Origin of the sequence: Acinetobacter sp. AOR41_HL (assembly GCF_027854645.1) — a bacterium.
Classification (GTDB): Bacteria; Pseudomonadota; Gammaproteobacteria; order Pseudomonadales; family Moraxellaceae; genus Acinetobacter; species Acinetobacter nosocomialis.
On record NZ_JAKTHZ010000041.1, the window covers coordinates 46,418 to 63,965 of the forward strand.

Below are 17,548 nucleotides of genomic sequence, written 5' to 3' on the forward strand. Positions count from 1 at the left end.
ATTTATGAAATTTTCCAAAAAAGACTTGAATGTAAGTTTAACTGATATTAGATTAAATCCCAGAACAGCAAAAAATCATTCAAGGAGTATGAAGATGAGTTATGAAAACCGCTGGGAAACAGTAGATGTTAAAGTTGAAGATGGAATTGCATGGGTCACTTTAAACCGCCCTGAAAAGAAAAATGCCATGAGCCCAACTCTCAATCGTGAAATGATTGATGTGCTTGAAACACTAGAGCTTGATCAAAATGCCAAAGTTTTGGTTCTGACCGGTGCAGGTGACTCTTGGACAGCGGGTATGGATTTGAAGGAATATTTCCGTGAAGTCGACACTCAACCAGAGATTTTCCAAGAGCGTATTCGTCGTGACTCATGTCGCTGGCAGTGGCAACTTCTTCGTATGTATTCAAAGCCAACCATTGCTATGGTCAACGGCTGGTGCTTCGGAGGCGGTTTCTCACCTTTAGTAGCGTGTGACCTAGCAATTGCAGCAGATGAAGCAACTTTCGGTTTATCTGAAATTAACTGGGGTATCCCACCGGGCAACCTTGTAAGCAAAGCAATGGCAGATACCGTAGGTCATCGTGCATCTTTGTATTACATCATGACGGGTAAGACCTTTAGCGGTAAAGAAGCCGAAACCATGGGACTTGTGAACAAAAGCGTACCGCTTGCCCAATTAAAAGCAGAAGTAACTGAACTTGCAAATTGCTTACTCGAGAAAAACCCAGTGGTTCTTCGTACTGCTAAAAATGGCTTTAAGCGTTGCCGTGAACTCACTTGGGACCAAAACGAAGATTACTTATATGCCAAGCTTGATCAATGTATCCACCGCGATACTGAAAACGGTCGCCAAGAAGGTTTGAAACAATTCTTAGATGAAAAATCAATTAAACCGGGTTTACAGAGTTATAAACGTACTGGTTAACTTTTGATTCTTTAATGGCAATGTAAGGACGCAACCCATGCAAAATGTACAGTTACTTATTCACGGTCAATCTGTTGATGCATCAAATCAGGCAACTTTTGAGCGTATTAGTCCAATTGATGGATCAGTGGCAACTAAAGCTGCTGCTGCAACGTTGGAAGATGTTGATCGTGCAATCGATTCAGCGCAGCAAGCTTTTAAAGTATGGTCGAAACTCTCGCCTACCGAGCGCCGTTTACGCTTATTAAAAGCAGCCGATTTAATGGATCAAAAGACCGAGCAATTCATTCAAACTGGAATGCAAGAAACAGGTTCAACTGCAACATGGTATGGGTTTAACGTTCACCTTGCTGCCAACATGTTACGTGAAGCAGCAGCAATGACCACACAAATTGACGGAAGCCTGATTCCGTCAGATGTGCCGGGCAATCTTGCAATGGGTGTACGGGTTCCTTGCGGTGTCATTGTTGGCATTGCACCTTGGAATGCGCCTGTGATTTTGGCAACACGTGCACTTGCTATGCCTTTGGCTTGTGGTAACACGGTAGTGTTAAAAGCATCGGAAGCCTGCCCAGCAACACATCGTCTCATTGGTGAAGTGTTACATGAAGCGGGGATTGGTGAAGGTGTGGTCAATGTAATTACACATGCCGCCGAAGATGCCCCGCAAATCGTGGAGCGCTTAGTGTCTCATCCAGCCGTTAAACGCATTAATTTTACCGGCTCAACCAAAGTCGGAAAAATTATTGCCGAGACTGCTGCTAAATACTTAAAACCAGTTTTACTTGAACTTGGTGGTAAAGCCCCTGTTGTGGTTTTAAATGAGGCTGATATTAATGAAGCCGTAAATGCAGTCGCTTTTGGAGCATTCTTTAATCAGGGGCAAATTTGTATGTCGACCGAACGTGTTTTGGTTCAAGACAATATTGCCGACCAGTTTATTGAAAAACTGATTGAGAAAACCCGTTCTATTCAGGCAGGTAATCCAACCTCAAAAAACAATGTACTCGGTGTTTTAGAAAGTCGCCGCGCTGCAAACCGTATTCAGCATTTGCTTGAAGATGCTCAAAACAAAGGGGCTGACTTACCTTTAGGCATCCATATTGAAGACACCACCATGCAACCGACGTTAGTGCTCAATATTAAACCTGACATGCTGCTTTACCGCGAAGAATCTTTTGGGCCTGTATGCACAGTTCAACGTTTTTCAAGTATTGAAGAAGGTGTAGCACTGGCAAATGACAGCGAGTTCGGCCTTTCTTCAGCAGTGTTTAGCCAGAATATTTCACAGGCATTAGAAGTGGCTAAACAGATTGATTCGGGTATTTGTCATATTAACGGCGCAACCGTACATGACGAAGCTCAAATGCCATTTGGCGGAACAAAATCAAGTGGATATGGACGATTTGGTAGTAAAGCATCTATTGCCGAGTTTACCGATTTACGCTGGATTACCATTCAAACCCAATCACGTCATTACCCGATTTAGTCAGGCTAATGCGAAGACAAACAGATTAAATAAAAATTGCATGATGCAAAAAAATAAAGCGCAGTGATGCGCTTTCCATGGAGTGAAAGAAATGCAAATGAATGCCACTCAATCACAAGACCGCGAACGGTTCGTAAAATTAGGGCAACACGATATTCATTATCACCATAAAGATGACACGCTCTATATCAGCCCAAAAGAGCAATTAAAACCGTATCCACAAAAACTGACAGATCGGTTAATTCATTTTGCACAAACCAAACCCGACCATATTTTTGCAGCAAAACGCAATGCTCAAGGCGAATGGGTCAAACTGAGTTATGCAGAAGTTCTACAACGCGCATGGCACATTGCTCAAGCTTTGCATGACCGTAATTTAAGCCAAGAACGACCACTCGTTATTTTAAGTGGCAATGATTTGGAACATTTAACACTTTCTATGGGTGCCATGCTGGCGGGTGTGCCTTTCTCGGCTATTTCCCCTGCCTATTCACTTATTTCTCAAGACTTCGGCAAACTCAAACATGTGTTTGAAGTGCTCACACCTGGTATGGTTTATGCCAGCGATGGACAAGCTTTTGCCAAAGCCATTCAGGCATGCATTACATCCGACATTGAAGTGGTGACCAATAAAGGTATTGTAGGCGATCAGATCTGCACGTCTTTTCAATCGCTGTTAGATACACCAGTTTCAAATGTTCAAGAGTTTTACCAAACCCTTGATGAAAACCAGATTGCCAAATTCTTATTTACATCAGGTTCAACCAAATTACCTAAAGCTGTACCGACCACACATTTAATGTTGTGTGTTAATCAGCAAATGTTATTGCAGACTTTTCCTGAGTTTGAAGAAACACCGCCTGTCCTACTCGACTGGCTGTCTTGGCACCACACTTTTGGCGGCAGTCACAATGTCGGCATCGCACTCTATAACGGCGGTACCATTTACATTGATGATGGCAAACCCGTTGCAGGAAAATTTGACGAAACCATTCGTAACCTCAAAGAAATTTCTCCAACAGTTTATTTAAATGTGCCAAAAGGCTGGGAAGAACTCACCGAAGCGTTAGAAAAAGATCAAGAATTAAGAGACCGCTTTTTTGCCAAAGTAAAAATTTTATTCTTTGCAGGTGCTGCACTTTCAGAAGCGGGCTGGAATAGGCTCGATAAAATTGCCCAGCAACATTGCGGAGAAAAAATTCGCATTATGAGCGGCTTAGGCATGACTGAAACTGCACCATCTTGCGCTTTCACAACTGGCCCACGCGTAATGGCTGGCTTTATTGGCTACCCTGCTCCGGGGTGCGAAATTAAGCTGGTCCCATGTGGTGACAAACTTGAGTTTTGCGTTCGTGGCAAACATGTCATGAAAGGCTATTGGCGCTTAAAAGCGGACCAACAAAGTACTATTTTTGATGATGAAGGCTTTTACCATACAGGCGATGCTGTTCGTTTAGTTGATGTCAATGATCCAACCAAAGGTCTCATGTATGACGGTCGAATTGCCGAAGACTTTAAACTCAATACAGGCACTTTTGTGAATGTGGGCACACTACGCAACAAAGTGCTCATTCAAGGTAATTTACTGATTCAAGATGTTTGTATTACTGGTTCAAACCTGAATGCTATTGGTTTTCTGATTTTTCCAAAATTAGAAGCGTGTGCTCAATATACAGGTCTTAAGCTTGGTGAACATTCTGCAGCAGAGATACTGCAACACCCTAAAGTCCAACAATGGTTCCGCCAATTTTTAACAACCTTTAACAAAGATGCGACTGGCAGTTCAAACACAGTCTCAATGCTTTATTTAATGACCGAGCCACCTCAACTCGATGCAGGCGAAGTGACTGATAAAGGCAACCTCAATCAAAGCAGTATTACCAAGCGTCGTGCTGCTTTAATTGATGAGCTTTATCAAAAGCAGACTGATAACCCGCTGATTATTCGGGTGCCCACCTTAAAACAATAAGCAATTGAAATAAAAAAGGAAGCTCAAACTTCGGTTTGGGCCTTAGCCTCACTTTTGCCAAAAAAAGGTTCAACATGCTACACGATACAGAATTTGAACTATTTCGGAACAGCTACCATAGGTTCTTAAAAAAACAAGTTGCTCCGTATTATGAACAATGGGAACACGATGGCCTCATCCCACGTGATCTATGGCTTCGTCTTGGGGAAAATGGTTTTTTGTGTGTCGATGTACCCGAGGAATATGGCGGCTATGGCGCTCCTGTTCATTACTCCCTCATGCTGGTTCAAGAAACTGCTCAAGCTGGCTTTGCATCTTTGGCGGTTGCCATTGGCGGGCAAAATGAGCTGGTTTCTCCTTATCTACAAAATATCGGGTCCGAAGAGCAAAAACGTTATTGGCTACCGAAAATGGTGACAGGTGAAGTCGTCACTGCAATTGCCATGACCGAAGCAAATGCGGGTTCAGACTTACAGGCTATACGCACTCAGGCCATTTTAGAAAATGACCACTATCGTGTGAATGGTTCAAAAACGTTTATCTCGAATGGATTACATGCCGACCTAATTGTTTTGGTAGCAAAAACCGATCCGCAAGCCAAAGCAAAAGGTATTTCGATTTTTTTAGTGGATGCTGCATTAGACGGCGTTAAAAAAGGTCGCTCTTTACAAAAAATCGGACTCCATGCCCAAGATACAGCCGAACTATTTTTTGATGATGTTTGTGTGCCTGCAACTCAGCGTTTGGGTGAAGAAGGACAAGGCTTTGCTTATTTAATGCAAGAGTTACCGCGTGAGCGTTTAAGCATTTCCATGATGGCTTTGGGGTCGATTTTAGGCGCCATCGAACTGACCAAAGACTATGTACTGGAGCGTAAAGCTTTCGGACAACCTTTAAGCCAAATGCAAAACACACGCTTTGTTCTCGCAAACGCGCAAATTAAGGCAAAAGCCGCCCAAGCCTTTGTAGATCAATGTGCAGCGCTGTATCAACAACACCAGTTAAGCGTGACTCAAGTTGCCGCACTGAAATGCTTTATTACCGATGTCCAATGTGAAGTGATTGACCAATTACTTCAGCTTTTCGGTGGCTACGGTTACATGCAGGAATACCCGATTTCACGCTTTTTTGTAGATGCGCGGGTACAAAAAATTTATGGGGGAACCAATGAAATTATGAAAGAAATCGTAGCCCGAGAACTGCTCGGAAAATAATTCGATTTAAAAACTAGACAAGGCAGACAGAACAACTATGCCTTGTTGAAAACAAAAAATGATATTTCAGGAAGAAATGCTATGTCGAAATTATGGATGTACTCTACCCTCATGCTCTCAGGATCGGTCTGGGCTGGCAGTTTTATTGATAACAGTTCAGTAGAACTCACTACACGAAATTTCTATTTTGACCGCGACTACCAAGAGCAATCTGCTTACCCTGCCGCCAAGGACTGGACACAAGGGTTTATTCTTAAAGCCAATTCAGGTTATACCGAAGGGACTGTCGGTTTTGGGCTGGATGTGCTTGCAACGGCAGGCTTTAAACTTGATGCCGATGCCGAGCACGGAGGTACAGGAAACTTACCTAGAGACACGCGCACCAATGAGCCTGCTGACTCTTATGGCGAAATTGGGGTCACAGCAAAAGCTAAAATGAGCCAGACCGAACTACGTATCGGTACATTAATGCCAATGAACCCTGTTTTAGTAGCTTCACCCGCGCGTTTGCTTCCTCAAACTTATCGAGGAATTTCACTGACCAGTAAAGATATTAAAGATTTTGATTTACAGGCAGCCTACCTCGATAAAGTGAATCATCGTGATTCGACTAACTATGAAAAAATTAAAATTTCTGGGGTGAATGGACGATTTAAAAGTGCCGAAACTGATGGACTCTATTATTTAGGTGGAAACTATCAGTTTAATCCTGCATTGAAGCTCACCGCTTTTTACATGGATGTTGATGATCTTTATAACCAAACCATGGTCGGTGCTTTACACCAACACAAAATTAATGACACCACTAACTTTAGCTCTCAATTACGTTACTACCGCAGCCGCGATGACGGACAAGCAAAAGCAGGCTTAGTCGATAATGACCTTTATCATGCGCATTTCGAACTTAAACATCAAAACCATAAATTTATTTTTGGAACCTTCCAACATCACGGCGATACCGCTTTCCCGTATTTGACTGGTGGTGAAACTGGACTCCTTATTGATACATGGCCGGGCGAGTTTTTAAACCCAAAAGAAAAGGCCTATAGCTTCCGTTATGAATATGACTTTAAAGATTTTGTACCGGGTTTACGTTTTATGACCCGTTACACCACAGGTCACAATATTTATGCACCTAACTTAGGCGGAACTAATCTAAAAGAGCGAGAAACAGACTTTGATTTAGGCTACACCGTTCAAAGTGGCTGGTTAAAAAATCTAGGGTTACGTGCGCGCTATGCCATATATGACAACAACATGCTCTCTACAGCCAATATCAAACCTGTAAACGAAACCCGTCTCAACATCGACTACACATGGAAATTTAAATAATTCAAAACAGGAGGTTCTATTACACATAGAACCTCTTTTTATTTTGGGAAATAAATAATTCAGCATGGAGCCTTCATTATGGATCAAAAAACTTTAGAACACTTACCGCCCATCCATCACCATTTGGGTGGACACAATATCCATTGGAATGACAAAAACACTGAACTTAACATCCACTACACAGCGCTAGAAAGCTTTACCAATCCACGCGGCACCGTTGAAGGCGGCATGATCTGCGCCATGCTTGACGATGTGATGGGACTTTTTGCATATCTCGCCAATGACCGTAAACCAGCTACTACCATTAACTTAACGATGGATTTTTTAAGGCCCTGTGCTGTGGGCGAAGTCATTACAAAATGCCGATTCATTAAACAAGGCAAAACCGTACTGAATCTCGAAAGTGAAGCTTGGCAAAACAACAAAATGATTGCTCGAAGCACAGCTAATTTTCTGGTTTTAGATTAATTGCAACCATTCATTCAATAAGGATATGAATAAATGAATTACACCAACAATAAACGAATTTTAACTCACTCTGCTTTAGTACTTGCCATGCTTGGTTCTTTGGCAGGCTGTGGAAGTGATAATGATGACACATCGGCTCCTCCTACAAACAAACCACCACAGTTATCTCCTGCTGTTGGCGTAAAAATGACAGGAAGCTGTTCAGACTTACTGGGGTTTCAGTACAACAATACCGTTATTAGCTCAGCTACTCTTCAAGAAGCAGGCACATTGACTGTCGCCAACAAACCGATTGGCGCTCATTGTTTGGTCAAAGGTTATATGGATCAACGCATAAGCCCTGTCGATGGACAAACCTATCAAATTGGTTTTGAAATGCGCTTACCAATAGACTGGAATGGCCGTTTTCTCTATCAAGGTAATGGCGGAACCGATGGCAACTTAGCGCCTGCAACGGGTCAGGTCGGCAGCGGCGGTCCACTCACCAACGCCCTACATGATGGTTTTGCGGTTATTTCTTCCGATGCTGGACATAATGCTTCACAAAATCCAATGTTTGGTTTAGACCCTCAAGCTAGAATTAACTACGGCTATGGTGCAATTACCAAACTCACGCCTATGGCAAAAAACCTAATTAAAGCCGCATATGGTAAATTGCCAGACCGCTCCTATGCAGGTGGTACATCGAACGGCGGACGTCATGCCATGATTGCAGCAACTCGTTTGGGCGACCAATATGATGGTATTTTAGCAAGTACACCGGGTTTTCACTTACCTCGTGCAGCCGCGGCTCAACTCTACACCGCACAACAGCTTCGTCGTGTCGCAACAGATGAAAATGACTTAAGTACCGCCCTGACCCTTTCAGAACGTAAAGTTTTAGCAAAAGCGATTTTAGATCGATGCGATGCTTTAGACGGTATTGCAGATGGACTGGTTCAAGACGTCGAGGCTTGCCGTACAGCTTTTGATATTCACAAAGATGTACCTGTTTGCTCAAGCACAAGAGATGGCACCTGCCTAAGCACTGAACAAATTGATGTATTAGCCAACATTTACCGCGGCCCAGTAAACTCTGCTGGACAAGCGCTCTATGCAACCCAGCCTTTCGACCCCGGTTTAGTCGGTAGTAACTGGGCAAGCTGGAAATTTGAATCTTCAGTGGGAACAGCACGTGACCCCGTTGCTGTTGGCATTCTTTTTCAGGTTCCACCAGACCCAACTGTGACTCAAAACTCTAGACAATTTGCCTTTAATTTTAACTTCGATACCGACTATCCAAAACTCTCGGCAACCAATGATGTGTATACCGAAAGTTCGATGTCATTCATGATGCCACCTGACGAACTTAATCTAGATAAACTTCGTAATCACGGTGGAAAAATGATTGTGGTACAAGGCACAGCAGATGGCGTTTTCTCTGTAGATGACACCCAAAATTGGTACGATCAACTGTTACAACACTATAAAAATGATACGAAAGGTACAGCGCCTGAATTTGCGCGTTTCTTTAGAGTTCCGGGCATGAACCATACCCGTGATGGCATTGCGACCGACCAATTTGATGCATTGACTGCTTTAGTTAACTGGGTGGAATATGGGCAAGCACCTGACAAAATTATTGCGACTGCACGCGGCGCAGGTAACCCGAGTGGTCAAGTGAATACTGAACTTCCACAAGACTGGGCACCAGACCGCACCCGTCCACTTTGTCCTTACCCGCTGATTGCCCGTTACAATGGTCAAGGTGATAGCGAAAAAGCCGAAAACTTTAGCTGTAAATAGCGCCTTATAAAATTAAAAGAGAGCTGACCTAGGCTCTCTTTTTTTATTCTAATAAGTATCACTATTGAATCATTATCAAATGATATTTCATCCAATGCCTGCATCACTGCTAAGATAATACCGAAAACCAAAAACTCATTTCTCTATGCAAAATCAGACTGCTCCAAATCTCCCCTCTACACAACTTGAAAAAGCACTGCTTTGTCTTATGACATCGGCATTATTATTTTCCATTATGGGAGTGTGCATTCGTTTTGCTTCGCAAACGGTAGACAACGCGACCGTCGTGTTTTTTAGAAATGCAGTCGGCTTATTTATTTTTATTCCGATGCTCTTTAAACAGGGTCTAGATTTTATTAAAACCGATAAACTCTGGATGCACACGTGGCGAAGTCTAGTTGGGTTAGCCGCCATGTATGGCTTTTTCTATGCGATTGCGAACTTAAAACTATCAAACGCAATGGTTTTTAGTTATTCATCTCCTATCTTTATTCCACTGATTGCATGGCTTTTCTTAAAAGAAAAAATTACCAAATTGATGATTTTTGCCGCTGTGATTGGTCTCATTGGGGTTTTATTTGTCGCTAAACCCGATAAAGGTCTATTTAACGCATTATCTTTTATTGGCTTGGGCGCCTGCTTTTTGTCAGCAATGGCCTTTGTCACCGTAAGAGCTTTAACCAGTACAGAGCCGCCTGAACGTATCGTTTTTTACTTCTGTGTTTTCGGTAGTTTGATTTCCTCTATTCCAATGTTTTGGCATTGGCGTATCTTCACTTGGCATGAACTAGCCCTGCTCATTGCCGCAGGACTTTTAGCTAATATTAGTCAACTTTTTATGTCTTATGCTTATAGCTTAGCGCCGGCAGGCCAAATTGGCCCAATGAACTACATTGCTATTATTTTTGCAGGAATATGGGGATTTGTTTTTTGGAATGAATTACCGGATCTATTCAGCATTATCGGCATATTTATTATTCTATTTGCCATCTTGCTCTGTAATCCATTTTTGCAGAAAAAGTTACTTTCCCGATTTAAGATCCAAATATAACTCCTTCTAATATTAGTTTTTATAACAATTGAAAGCTAATCAATTGTTATAAAAATCTCACTATATTCAATTTCTTCAAAAACTCTAGCTCTACCATGTGCATTTAATCCCTCATATTTAATTTTTGCATTCCACGAATCAACGATTTTTTGCGCGATTAATAAAGCCTGCTCCGCTGTCATCTCGTCATGTAGGCTGGTCAATTCTATGAGATTCATCCAAAACTGAGTTCTATTTATCTCTTCCATCTTTCGCAAATTATCAAATTTGACTTGATCAAACTCACTCGCTAAAAAAATATGATTTTCAATTATAAGGAAATCAGGAAAAACTAAATTTAGAATCTTAAAAAGTAAATCTACGGGTAGCTCTTTAATTTTAAAAATTGAGTAAATATATTCAATATCACCAAAGAAGTTTGGCTTATTTATATTTTTAAAACTTTCAAAACTTAAATCACCATCTTTTTCATCCATACAATTCAACCCATCACTATTTATAAAACTAATTTCTCACGATACTCATTTGGTGAAATGCCTGTCCAGTGGCGATAGGCTTTTCGAAAGTTAGAAGTATCTGAAAAGCCAATTCTCTCAGCAATTTCGTCTATGGTTAAAGTTGTCTCTCGCAAATATTCGTCCGCAAGACGGCGCCGAGTCTCATCTAACAATTCTTGATAGGTTAAATCAAAACCTGCCAAGCGCCGGTGTAAAGTGCGTTTTGACATATGTAAGCGTTCAGCCATTTCTTGAGCCGACGGAAAAAGCCCCGTTCCATCCAATAATATTAAACGAATCGTTTTCACAAGCTCAGGCTCTTCAAGTTCAGCGGCACCTAGCATTCGCTCACAAAAGGACTTACACATGTCAGCAGTAATCGGATTAGCATTTGGGCAAGGTACATCGAGCCATTTTAAATCAAAGTGCCATTGCATCACTCCAGCATTAAACTGAACGGGACAATGAAAAACTTTTTCATATTCTTCCGCATAGTCAGGCGCTGGATAGGGCAACAAAAGCTTCTTCGCTTGAAATGGTCCTTCAAGCACCCGTTCAATTAAAGTTTGCATGGAGCTGAACCAAAACTCGCACACCAAAGGCAGAAGCTTACCCAGTGCAATAATGTCCTGCCCTTCAAAAATGGCAACGTCATCTCGAATATAAAAAGACTTCTTTAAAATAGGCCCTGCAAGCTTAATGTGTCGAATGCCAAGCTCTACCGCTTGTCTAAAATTACGCGAAGAATATAGTGCGTAGCCATACACCCCAAAATCTGACAGTCGCTGCTTTTGACCTGCGCGCAGACCAATAAGTGGATCATTTGATAGCTTTTGAATATTTTGAAATAGCTGAATTTTTTGGACTTGAGAAATATATAAAGAAGGCTGATTTATAGCTTCTGGCAAAATATTTGTGCCCGACAGAACTTCTACTATTGAATGACCTTGCAGGCCCATTTCATCAAATAAACTGGTCAAACCCAGCAAATATGTATTCGAGCCTAAGGATGTATTATCATAGTTTCCTTCGATAATAGCATTTGCACTTTTATAAAGCTTTTTAGGCATTTAACTCACACCATCCCTAGAGTGACGTGCATAATGGCACTAAACTACCTCTTGTTGTCTCAATTTAACATCGACCATACAACGCTTCAAGCATAAAGTATGATAAGCAAAAGTATGGAAGGAATAATAATGGAACAGTCCACCTTAAAAGAATATAGCAGCTCTGCCACTGAATATATGGAACTTATTTTTTCCAAACAACGTGCCAATTTTGAGGTAGATCCTTACCCAAGCCTTGAAGCACGCCGCACAAAACTGCATCAACTCAAAAAACAAATTATTCGTTATCAAGATGCTTTAGCTGCTGCGATTAATGCTGACTTTAGTTCAAGATCACTCGATGAATCTAAACTACTCGATTTGCTTGGCTCAGTGCTAGAAGCAGATCATGCGATTCATCATTTACGCCGCTGGATGCGTCCAAGTAAACGCCGTACCGAGCTTTTATTTTTATCAAATCGTTTAAGTGTGCAATACCAACCTAAAGGTGTGGTTGGTGTGATTGTGCCTTGGAACTTCCCCGTTTATTTAGCACTTGGTCCACTCATTGCCGCATTAGCTGCAGGCAACCGAGTCATGATTAAGCTGCCTGAAATTACCCCCAATACCAATGCCATGCTACGACGCATGCTTGTCGAAGTTTTCAATGAAGATGAAGTGGCGGTTTTTGGTGAAGAAATTACAGATCCTGCTAGATTTACCACTTTGCCATTTAACCACATTGTCTTTACTGGCTCTCCTGCCATTGGCAAAGTCGTCATGCGAGCTGCTGCTGAAAATTTAACACCTGTTACACTTGAGTTAGGTGGTAAATCACCTGCAATTGTAAGCCGTAATTACCCGCTTGCCGATGCAGCAAAACGTATTACCCATGGTAAAGCAACCAATAGTGGTCAAATCTGTGTAGCACCTGACTATGCATTGGTTCCTAAAGAAAGTATTAATGAGTTTGTAGATGCTGCAAAATCAAGCTTTATAAAAATGTTTGGTCAAAACATCACAAACAATGAAAATTACACATCGATTGTCAATGACCGCCATTTAAAACGTATTCAAGATATTTTGACCGATGCACAAGAAAAAGGTGCACGCATTATTCCTTGTGACACTTATAGCTTTGATCAACAAGGTCGTAGGATGCCTGTGCAGATTGTGCTGAACTGCACGCCAGACATGCGCATTATGAAAGAAGAACTCTTTGGCCCTATTTTACCTGTGGTGGCTTATGATTCTTTAGATGACGCAATTACCTATGTGAAATCGGACGAACGACCTTTAGCACTTTATTGCTTTACACATAGTTCAGTAGAACGCGACCGAATTTTACGTGAAACTCATTCAGGTGGTGTAACCATCAATGATTGGGGCTGGCATGTAGTTAACCATGATGCTCCTTTTGGGGGTATCGGCAACTCAGGTATGGGATCATATCATGGTGAAGAAGGTTTCCGTGAACTTTCACATGCAAAAACTGTATTTATCCGCCATCGATTTTTCCCGACCCAGCTTTTCCACCCTCCTTATGGGACATTTCTGCAAAAGCTAGCGATTCGCTTTTTCTTGAAAAAAGGCGATCCAAATATTAAATAATAGATTATAAAAAAAGCCTCGTAATGAGGCTTTTTATTATTTTTTAAACTAATAAAATCACTACACTTTGTTTAAATATAATCAGCCTTTTGTGCTTTTAAAATATCAAGCTGCAACATCTTTTTCTTTTTATATTTATAGGCAATAAATAAACCAATAAACCAGATTGGTGAGCATTCAAGTGCAATTAAAGTGTCGTGATCTAAAGCTAAAATGACAATAGTAAATACTAAAAACAACATAGTCATCCATGCCATAAATAAACCACCAGGCATTTTATATTTTGATTGAATATGTAATTCTGGACTTTTCTTGCGATAATAAATATATGACATCACAATCAGCATAAATGTAAAAATACATAAAATTGAAGTGAGCGCTGAAATAATCGTAAATGCCGTCATGACATTTGGAACAATAAATAAAATCGAGGTTCCCACTGTTACGCACGCCATTGAAAAGACGAGTCCACGAATTGGAACTTTTCTTTTTGACAGCTTACTAAAGCTTTTAGGTGCATCGTTGTCTAATGCTAAACCGTATAACATACGACTGGTCGCAAAGATTCCACTGTTTGCAGAAGATAAAGCGGAAGTCGCAACAACAAAGTTAATTAAACCGGCTGCAATAGGTAAACCAACTAGAGTGAACATTTCTACAAAGGGACTTTTTTCCGGTGAAACTTTTGCCCAAGATGTAACTGCAATAATACAAACTAGTGCACCAACATAGAATAATAAAATACGTAAAGGAATAGAGTTGATGGCTTTTGGAAGTGAAGTATGCGGGTCTTTTGTTTCTGCGGCAGTTGTACCTACCAGCTCAATACCTACAAATGCAAAAATAGCAATTTGGAAGCCCGCCAAGAAACCTGTTACACCATATGGAAACATCGACTCTGTTTCAAATAAATGGCTCACCGAAGCCTTGACCCCATTTGGAGAGGTAAATCCGGTACCAATTAAGTAAATACCCGCCAAAATAAATAAAATAATTGCGGTAATTTTGATGAGTGAGAACCAAAACTCCAGTTCACCAAACAAACGAACGGCCACAAAGTTGAGTATGGTTAATATGGCTAATGAAGTAAATGCAGGAATCCAAACGGGTAAATCAGGATACCAAAACTGCATGTACCCCCCGATCACAATTACATCGGCAATCGCTGTAATAATCCAGTTACACCAATAAGACCAACCGAGAAAAAAACCTGCCCATGGACCTAAATAAGCGGTTGCGAAATCGGCAAATGTTTTAAAGTTCGTATTTGCAAGCAATAACTCACCCATTGCTCGCATCACGAAGAAAAAGAAAAAGCCAATAATTAAATAGGTTAAAATAATTGAAGTACCGGAAACACTTAATGTTTTCCCAGAACCCATAAATAATCCGGTACCAATTGCACCGCCAATCGCAATCATTTGAATATGGCGATTTGTCAATGAGCGTTGCAATTTTTCCTCTTCTTGACCAGTCATATGTTGACTGCCAAGGAGGTCTCCTTCCAGGAACTGCTTTCCTTTATTATTACTCATGTAATATTAACTCCAATTTATAGCAACCGTTATAAATATGTTTTAATAATATGAGTTATGAGTTTCGCTTGAACCGAATAAATCATCCTACAAATATTATTAAAACCACTTATAATTTAGTAAATTCCATTTTTAAATCTTAAAATAGTTATTTAAAACAATAAAATATTAACCATAGAATTATCCCGTTATGCCTCATCATCTTAATCGATAAAAATGAACCTATAAGTCCCTTTCATTCTATTAAGATGATGTATATCCATATCAATTTTTTGACTCAGGGATAATATAGTATTCCACATGAAATTTGGTGAGTTATGAAAACTCACTGCCTAATTAACCACCATTTGCAAATACTGGGTATTTTCCGATCTATTTGCTGCTTTTGGTTTTAAAACCGGTTTAACATTAATACTCAAGACGCGGACTAATGCTCCATTTTCAACGTTCAGTTCTTGAGCCTGTTCGGCGCTTAGCTGTAGTTGTTCCTGATAAGGTGAGCTATACACCACAATTGCCCGATAGTTTTCATAATCGTCATTAGCAACAATATAAGGCTCATCGCCTAAATTTAGACGAGTAGAGTCTACAACTTTGACTGCTAAAATCTGACTTTCTTTAATAGCGCGTAAATTTTCGATATCTGCCTGTAGCGTCGCGCCACCGTCAAAAATATCTATATAACCTTTATACCGCAGCCCTTCTTCCAGTAAGAGGTTGTAGGCTGGTCGAGTATTTGGATGAACCATACCAATTGCCGCTTTAGCATCGTCTGGCAACATATCGACATAGAGCGGATGTCTCGGCATCAGCTCGGCAATAAAAGCCTTTTGCCCTATTCCGCTTAAATAGTCCGCTTTGGTAAATTCAATATTAAAAAATTTATGGCCTACCGCATTCCAAAATGGTGATTGCCCATTTGCATCGGAATAACCACGCATTTCGGCAACAATGGTTTCTTCGAAATATTGACGAAATGCAGACAAGAACAAGAATCGTACTTTAGATAAAAACTTACCATTTTTATTTAAACGGTAGTCTGGATCTAAAAATAACGTACAAAGCTCGCTACAATTCGTGTGGTCATTACTCAAATACAAAGTTGGTAAAGCGTTATAGACACTTAAAGGTTCCGAGGCATGCACTTGGGTGCCTACATGGAAATTGTACCAAGGCTCTTTTAAACCAAGCGCAACTTCAATACCGCAAACACCCACCACTTTATTGAGCTCAGTATCTTCTAAAACAAATAAATAAACCTGATCTGCTTTTGGTAATTCACCTGCTACTGTTTTACAAGCCCGTTCAATACGTGCCGCCAACTTTTCAATATTTGGCTGCAAAGATGTCAAACCAAAACCCGCTTTTTGAGCCAAAAGGTAAAGATCATTAACATCCTTAGGTTCAATGTAGCGAATAATCATCATGCTGCTTGTTCATCCTTTTGAATTTCTACAAAGCGAGCAATTGCACGTTCAAAACGTTTTAGACCTTCATCAATGTCAGCAAAAGGAATAATTAACGATGGTGTAAAACGTACAACGTTTGGACCAGCAATCAGACTTAATAAACCTTCCTCACCCGCAAGGTTATTAATATCTTTTGCTTTACCTGCAAATTTATCTTTTAAAACACAACCAAGAAGTAAACCTTCGCCACGTATTGTTTTAAAGACTTCATATTTTTCATTTAATTGATTTAAAGCATTTTTATAGTAATCATGACGCTCTTTAACGCCTTCAAGTACTTCTGGTGTATTAATAAACTCAAAGACTGCGCCTGCAACTGCACTTGCCAGCGGGTTACCGCCATAAGTCGTACCGTGTGTACCCACTGAAAAATGCGGCGCAAATTTATCAGTTGTTAGCATTGCACCGACAGGGAAACCACCGCCCAGTGCTTTTGCAGTAGTGAGTACATCTGGAGTCACACCGTAGTTCATGTAAGCATAAAGTGCACCTGTACGACCGACACCTGTTTGCACTTCATCAAAAATAAGTAAGGCACCGAACTGATCACACAGTGCACGTAAACCTTTTAAAAATTCGATATCAGCAGGAATTACCCCACCCTCACCTTGTACAGGCTCTACAATTACTGCACAGGTTTGCTCATTAATAACTGCTTTAGCCGCTTCTAAATCATTATAAGCAACATGGCTAATGCCGTTTGGAAGTGGTGCAAAGTCTTGTGAATATTTTGGCTGACCACCAGCCGAAACGGTAAATAAAGTACGGCCGTGAAACGCATTGTTAAATGCCACAATACCGCTTTTACCTGCGACACCGCTGTCGAGTCCAACTTTACGAGCAAGCTTTAATGCTGCTTCATTTGCTTCTGCACCTGAGTTACAGAAGAATACTTTGTCTGCAAATGTATTTTCAGTGAGTTGTTTAGCAAGACGCAGTACGGGTTCATTGGTATAACCATTGCCGACATGCCAAAGTTTTTTTGCTTGTTCTGTTAACGCATTGACTGCCACTGGATGCGCATGACCTAATGCATTTACTGCAATCCCGCCTGCAAAATCGATATATTCTTTATTTTCTTGATCCCAGATACGTGAACCTTCACCACGTACCGGAATGAAATTTGCCGGTGCAAATACTGGAACCATCCA

General features: G+C 40.9%; 14 protein-coding genes. 9 read left to right on the forward strand and 5 right to left on the reverse strand.

Translation table 11 applies throughout. The annotated features are described in order from the left end of the window. The first annotated feature begins 88 nt into the window (after positions 1–88). From MKL35_RS16345 to MKL35_RS16380, 8 genes are all read left to right on the forward strand, one after another. Complete coding sequence (locus MKL35_RS16345) at positions 89–928, forward strand: p-hydroxycinnamoyl CoA hydratase/lyase (RefSeq protein ID WP_002040868.1); 840 nt, start codon at positions 89–91, stop codon at positions 926–928. Positions 929–965: 37 nt separating this feature from the next. Beyond that, complete coding sequence (locus MKL35_RS16350; RefSeq protein ID WP_032011674.1) at positions 966–2,417, forward strand: aldehyde dehydrogenase; 1,452 nt, start codon at positions 966–968, stop codon at positions 2,415–2,417. A gap of 82 nt (positions 2,418–2,499) precedes the next feature. After that, entirely contained in the window at positions 2,500–4,386 is a 1,887-nt protein-coding gene (locus tag MKL35_RS16355; protein WP_171073645.1) for a feruloyl-CoA synthase, read from the forward strand. A gap of 74 nt (positions 4,387–4,460) precedes the next feature. Beyond that, on the forward strand, positions 4,461–5,600 hold the full coding sequence (locus MKL35_RS16360) for an acyl-CoA dehydrogenase family protein (RefSeq protein ID WP_032011672.1): 1,140 nt from the start codon (positions 4,461–4,463) through the stop codon (positions 5,598–5,600). 81 nt (positions 5,601–5,681) lie between these two features. Next, positions 5,682–6,932 (forward strand): OprD family porin, encoded by a 1,251-nt coding sequence (locus MKL35_RS16365; RefSeq protein ID WP_199983338.1) that lies wholly within the window; start codon positions 5,682–5,684, stop codon positions 6,930–6,932. Between the two features lie 78 nt (positions 6,933–7,010). Further along, positions 7,011–7,400: a PaaI family thioesterase gene (locus tag MKL35_RS16370; RefSeq protein WP_004841897.1), complete on the forward strand. Its 390-nt coding sequence runs from the start codon at positions 7,011–7,013 to the stop codon at positions 7,398–7,400. Between the two features lie 33 nt (positions 7,401–7,433). Beyond that, on the forward strand, positions 7,434–9,185 hold the full coding sequence (locus MKL35_RS16375) for a tannase/feruloyl esterase family alpha/beta hydrolase (protein ID WP_032011670.1): 1,752 nt from the start codon (positions 7,434–7,436) through the stop codon (positions 9,183–9,185). A 145-nt stretch (positions 9,186–9,330) separates the two neighbouring features. After that, positions 9,331–10,236: a DMT family transporter gene (locus tag MKL35_RS16380; protein WP_032011669.1), complete on the forward strand. Its 906-nt coding sequence runs from the start codon at positions 9,331–9,333 to the stop codon at positions 10,234–10,236. A 35-nt stretch (positions 10,237–10,271) separates the two neighbouring features. On the opposite strand, the gene MKL35_RS16385 is transcribed toward MKL35_RS16380, so the two are convergent. Next, positions 10,272–10,712, reverse strand: a complete 441-nt coding sequence (locus MKL35_RS16385) for a hypothetical protein (protein WP_032011667.1) — start codon at positions 10,710–10,712, stop codon at positions 10,272–10,274. A 20-nt stretch (positions 10,713–10,732) separates the two neighbouring features. Beyond that, complete coding sequence (locus MKL35_RS16390; protein ID WP_032011666.1) at positions 10,733–11,803, reverse strand: AraC family transcriptional regulator; 1,071 nt, start codon at positions 11,801–11,803, stop codon at positions 10,733–10,735. A 129-nt stretch (positions 11,804–11,932) separates the two neighbouring features. Between MKL35_RS16390 and MKL35_RS16395 the strand changes: the two genes are divergently transcribed. After that, positions 11,933–13,393, forward strand: a complete 1,461-nt coding sequence (locus tag MKL35_RS16395) for a coniferyl aldehyde dehydrogenase (RefSeq protein ID WP_032011665.1) — start codon at positions 11,933–11,935, stop codon at positions 13,391–13,393. Positions 13,394–13,464: 71 nt separating this feature from the next. Here MKL35_RS16395 and MKL35_RS16400 read toward each other — a convergent pair whose 3' ends face one another. From MKL35_RS16400 to MKL35_RS16410, 3 genes are all read right to left on the reverse strand, one after another. Further along, positions 13,465–14,928, reverse strand: coding sequence for an amino acid permease (locus MKL35_RS16400; protein WP_004709911.1), 1,464 nt, complete (start codon positions 14,926–14,928; stop codon positions 13,465–13,467). 332 nt (positions 14,929–15,260) lie between these two features. Next, positions 15,261–16,355: an arginine N-succinyltransferase gene (gene astA / locus MKL35_RS16405; protein ID WP_032011664.1), complete on the reverse strand. Its 1,095-nt coding sequence runs from the start codon at positions 16,353–16,355 to the stop codon at positions 15,261–15,263. Further along, a partial coding sequence (locus MKL35_RS16410; protein ID WP_270914194.1) for an aspartate aminotransferase family protein occupies positions 16,352–17,548 on the reverse strand: 1,197 nt, incomplete at its 5' end. The genes astA and MKL35_RS16410, both read right to left, overlap by 4 nt.